At 67.6% G+C, this 3453-nt stretch carries 6 protein-coding genes and 1 pseudogene; 4 read left to right on the forward strand and 3 right to left on the reverse strand.

Going from position 1 to position 3453, the window contains the following annotated elements:
• Nucleotides 1–88: 88 nt before the first annotated feature.
• Nucleotides 89–526, reverse strand: a complete 438-nt coding sequence (locus IEX31_RS18230; RefSeq protein WP_188744813.1) for a hypothetical protein — start codon at nucleotides 524–526, stop codon at nucleotides 89–91.
• Between the two features lie 107 nt (nucleotides 527–633).
• The gene (locus IEX31_RS18235; protein WP_188744814.1) at nucleotides 634–1602 is read right to left on the reverse strand and encodes a hypothetical protein; all 969 of its coding nucleotides are present in this window, start codon (nucleotides 1600–1602) and stop codon (nucleotides 634–636) included.
• Between the two features lie 113 nt (nucleotides 1603–1715).
• Here IEX31_RS18235 and IEX31_RS19165 point away from each other — a divergent pair, with 113 nt between their 5' ends.
• From IEX31_RS19165 to IEX31_RS18245, 4 genes are all read left to right on the forward strand, one after another.
• Nucleotides 1716–1961 carry an NAD-dependent epimerase/dehydratase family protein gene (locus IEX31_RS19165; protein WP_229662490.1) on the forward strand — a complete coding sequence of 82 codons (246 nt, stop codon included), beginning with the start codon at nucleotides 1716–1718 and terminating at the stop codon, nucleotides 1959–1961.
• Nucleotides 1934–2398, forward strand: a complete 465-nt coding sequence (locus IEX31_RS19170; RefSeq protein ID WP_229662491.1) for an SDR family oxidoreductase — start codon at nucleotides 1934–1936, stop codon at nucleotides 2396–2398. The genes IEX31_RS19165 and IEX31_RS19170 overlap by 28 nt, the downstream gene beginning before the upstream one ends.
• Nucleotides 2399–2410: 12 nt before the next feature.
• The gene (locus tag IEX31_RS19175) at nucleotides 2411–2614 is read left to right on the forward strand and encodes a hypothetical protein (protein WP_229662492.1); all 204 of its coding nucleotides are present in this window, start codon (nucleotides 2411–2413) and stop codon (nucleotides 2612–2614) included.
• Between the two features lie 61 nt (nucleotides 2615–2675).
• Nucleotides 2676–3020, forward strand: coding sequence for a type II toxin-antitoxin system HicB family antitoxin (locus IEX31_RS18245; protein ID WP_229662493.1), 345 nt, complete (start codon nucleotides 2676–2678; stop codon nucleotides 3018–3020).
• Nucleotides 3021–3089: 69 nt separating this feature from the next.
• Here IEX31_RS18245 and IEX31_RS18250 read toward each other — a convergent pair.
• Nucleotides 3090–3453 (reverse strand): annotated as a pseudogene (locus IEX31_RS18250) (hypothetical protein); the annotation flags it as partial.

Here is a 3453-nt window from a genome sequence, read left to right on the forward strand (position 1 = left end):
CGATGGTGCCGGCTCACCAGCACCACCCCAGAGCCGGTACCATCCCCCCAGAACGCCGGTACCAGATCGCTGGACCACCAGTACCAACTCACGCTACGCGCCACTTCGCGGCGAATCGACCTTGTATCGCGTATGCCTTCAAGATGACGGCAACCTCGGGCGAAGGCACGCGGGCCGTGAACGACAGCAGCGATCCATCGAGCATCGTCACGTTCGCATCGACGATGATCGGTTCGGCCGCCAGCGCCAGCCGAATACCCGGTGCCGCGTCGAACGCACGGCCGCCCTGCTCCTGCCGAATGAAGTGCCCCGCAGGTGCCGGGATCAAGACATCGATGCTGCGGCCGGAGCGACGGTAGTTGTTGCCTGCAGTCGCCTGGTAGCCAGCCGCCGTGAGCTCCTGATGCAGGATCCCGCTGCCCGCGACCATCGTCGAGACCGCTGCGTCCGCGTCAGCGGTCCGTCTGGGAACGACACCTGCCGAGGGGAAGGCGTCGAGCAGCAGTGCGACCATCTGGCCGCCCACGATCCGCGCGTCCTCGACCTTCTCGAGAATGCCGGAGACATCCGCGAGTGCATGAAATGCCAGGTCGTCGGCCCGTGAGGTCGAGACGGTCTCGACGGCGCGCCGGATCACCGATGCCATGCCTCGAACACCTGGTCGTGGAGTCGTTCGACCGCGTCCGCGACGTCGGAACCGCCGGTGCGCATCACGTCATGGGCGATGATCAGCGGATCCGCGGTACCGGCGGGCGCTGTTCGAGCTTCGACCCACGCGGCGGAGGTCGCCCAGATGGTCGGGTCTGCCGGAACGACCAGCGTGAGCGTCGCCTCATCGGGGCTCGCCTCGGCGAAGCCGAGCGAGGCGAGGTCGAGGCCTGCGTGGGAGTAGACGCGCGCGCCCGTCACGACGCGCCACGGCGCGATGCGGTCAGCGCCGGTATCGCCAGAGACGAGCGTTCCGGGGTACGCCCGTTGCACCAACTCCACCTGACGAACCGGCGAATCGAGCGAATACCAGTGCGAACGGATGCCGCGCGCACCTGGATACTCCTCGAGGAACCTCGCCCAGAGTAGCTCCGCGGCGGGCAAGGAGCCACGCCTCGCGGCGAGCGCGGCCTCGCCGATCTCATGGAGCCCCTTCGACACGGCTGCCTGCGTGATGCCCGACTCGCTCGCGAGTTGCCGTTGCGTGCGCGGCTCGGGCGTGCGAAGGAGCGAGCGGATGAGGGCGAAGCGACCCCAGGCGACGCGTGCCGGAGCCGGGCGGCGCTCCGCGACGAGCGAGTTGCCCAATCGCACCAAGGTGCCGTCATTGACCAGCGTCGCGTCGTCGACACCGATCAGGACGACCGTCGGCTCCTGCACTGCCACGGACACCAGCGACGGCGTCGCCCGCGGCACGACGTATGCGAGCTTGCCGGTGGCCCCCCGATGGCGCCGCCGCGAGAGTTCGCGCCGAAGGTCGGATGGTGTCGGCCGTGTTCGTACTTTCACCTCGACCGGAATGCCGTCGAGGTCGAGATCGCCGACGCTCTCGACGCGCACCGCCGTGCCAGCCCGCTGCAGCAGGTCGATGGCGGCATCCGTGGTGACATCCATCTCCTCAGTATAATCGTGCATATGCATTTGTCTGCAAAGTTATCAAGCGAAACCCACGGGATCGCTGAATTGTCCGCCCCGGTCGTGGGCACGATTCCCTTAGCATCCGAATCATGACCCACCACCCTCGCACCGCGATCACCGGCGGCACCGGATTCGTCGGACGCCACCTGGCCGAACGGCTCGGGCCCGAGGCATCCGTCGTCATCTCCAGGCGAACCGGCGTCGACACCAGTGATGTCGACGCGCTCGCACGGGGGTTCGAGGGGTGCGAGGTCGTCGCGCATTGCGCGGGCATCAACCGGCAGATCGGCGACCAGACTTACCAGCGGTGCACATCGAGGGCACCGCGAACGTGATCGAAGCGGCCAAGCGCGCCGGGGTGCGCAAGGTCATCATGCTGAGCTTTCTGCGGGCGCGGCCCGACTGTGGATCGCCGTACCACGAGTCGAAATGGGCGGCCGAAGAGCTGATCCGCGACTCGGGCCTGGACTACACGATCCTCAAGGCCGGCATGATCTACGGCCGCGGCGACCACCTCATCGACCACCTCAGCCACACCGTGCAGACCCTGCCAGTGTTCGCGACCGTCGGCTTCCGCGAGAAGCCCATCCGGCCCATCCCGATCGACGACCTCACGGACATCCTCGTCGCCGCGATCGACGGGCGGATGCCGCGTGCCACCGTCGCGGTCGTCGGCGCCGAGCAGCTGCTGCTGTCGAAGGCGGTGCGGCGCGTGGCATCCGTTGTCGGACGTCGTGTGGTCGTGGTGCCGTGGCCGGTGTGGGCGCAGTAGGCGCTCGCGCAGGTGACCGAGTGGACCATGAAGGTGCCGCTCGTCGCGAAGGCCCAGGTGCGGATGCTCGCAGAAGGCGTGGCGGATGCCGCACCGCCCGCGGCATCCGTCCCCGACGACCTGCTACCGCGGCGCATGTTCACGGCCGAGCAGATCCGTCAGAGTCTGCCCAAGCTCGGCGGGTTCGGATGGCGCGACCTGCGCATCAGCCGCTGACTCGCGACCCGACACGCTTGAAGCATGGTGCCAGTTCTGGCACCATTCTTGTGTGGCTTCAGTGAACAGCACCATCGAACGACCGGCAGTCGAGCACTACCGCTACTCCGTCGAATGGAGCGCAGCGGATGGAGAGTTCGTAGCCACCATCGCCGAGTTCCCCTCCCTGTCATGGTTGGCCTCCACCCAGATCGAGGCGCTCCGCGGGCTCGAAGCGATCGTCACGTCCGTGATCGATGACATGCTCGAGTCCGGTGAAGAAGTCCCGGAGCCGCTTGCGGACCGTTCATACTCCGGACGAGTGAACCTCCGCGTTGATCCAGAGGTTCACCGCAAGCTGGCGACCGAAGCGCTGCGGCACGGCACCAGCCTGAACGCGTACGCCGCCCGCTTGCTCGATCAGTAGCCCTCGCGAGTGCGTGAAATGCCAGGTCGTCGGCCCGCGAGGTCGAGACGGTCTCGACGGCGCGCCGGATCACCGATGCCATGCCTCGAACACCTGGTCGTGGAGTTGTTCGACCGCGTCCGCGACGTCGGAACCGCCGGTGCGCATCACGTCATGGGCGATGATCAGCGGATCCGCGGTACCGGCGGGCGCTGTTCGAGCTTCGACCCACGCGGCGGAGGTCGCCCAGATGGTCGGGTCTGCCGGAACGACCAGCGTGAGCGTCGCCTCATCGGGACTCGCCTCCGCGAAGCCGAGCGAGGCGAGGTCGAGCCCTATGTGCGAGTACACGCGCGCGCCCGTCACGACGCGCCACGGCGCGATGCGGTCAGCGCCGGTATCGCCAGAGACGAGCGTTCCGGGGTACGCCCGTTGCACCAACTCCACCTGACGA

Source organism: Agromyces bauzanensis, assembly GCF_014645655.1.
Classification (GTDB): Bacteria; Actinomycetota; Actinomycetes; order Actinomycetales; family Microbacteriaceae; genus Agromyces; species Agromyces bauzanensis.